This is a genomic window from Pseudomonas sp. P1_F7 (assembly GCF_056405655.1).
On sequence record NZ_JBFUBR010000063.1, the window covers coordinates 1 to 972 of the forward strand.

Genomic DNA, 972 nt, shown 5'->3' on the forward strand with positions numbered 1-972 from the left:
CGACCAACCTGTCGCTGAGCGCGACGGATGCCGTGGCCGAGGGCGGCTCGATCGTCTACACCGCGACCCTGACCAACGCCGCCGGCTCGCCGGTCACCGTGACCCTGTCGAACGGCGCGGTGATCACCATCGACGCCGGTAAAACCACCGGCACCGTGACTGTCGATGCACCAAAAGACGACGTCTACAAAGACGCCGGCACCGTTCAGGCCACGATCAGCAACGCCACCGGCGGCAGCTTCGAGAACCTGGTGCCGAGCACGGTGCCGGCGGTGACCAGCGTCACCGACACCATCGACACCACCACCGTGAAACTGACCGCGACGGAAACCGCGGCTGAAGGCGGCACCGTTACTTACACCGCCACCGTCGGTGCCGCCGTCACCGGTTCGCCTGTCACCGTGACGTTGGCCAACGGCCAGAGCATCACCATCGACGTCGGTCACACCACTGGCAGCGTGTCCACCACCGCGCCGAACGACGTGCTGACTGGTCACGCCCCGCTGACCAACTCGATCACCGACGTCAGCGGCGGCAACTACGAAAACCTGGTGGCCGATAAAAACCCGGTCAGCACCACCGTGACCGACACCGTCGACACCACCAACCTCAGCCTGAGCGCCACAAGTTCGGTCGCCGAGGGTGGTTCGATCACCTACACCGCGACCCTGACCAACGCCGCCGGCTCGCCGGTCACCGTGACCCTGTCGAACGGCGCGGTGATCACCATCGACGCCGGCAAGACCACCGGCACCGTGACTGTCGATGCACCAAAAGACGACGTCTACAAAGATGCTGGCAAAGTCGAAGTCAGCATTTCCACCGCCACCGGCGGCGACTTCGAGAACCTGGTGCCGAGCAACGCTCCAGCGGTGACGGAAGTGACCGACACCATCGACACCACTACCGTGAAGCTTTCCGCGACTGAAACCGCGGCCGAGGGTGGCACCGTCACCTACACCGCCACCGTTG

General features: G+C 64.9%; 1 protein-coding gene. It reads left to right on the plus strand.

Features of this window, described 5'->3' with window-relative positions:
• Positions 1 to 972, plus strand: a 972-nt coding sequence (locus AC1D1M_RS31380) for an immunoglobulin-like domain-containing protein (RefSeq protein WP_477778685.1), incomplete at both ends; no start/stop codon positions are given.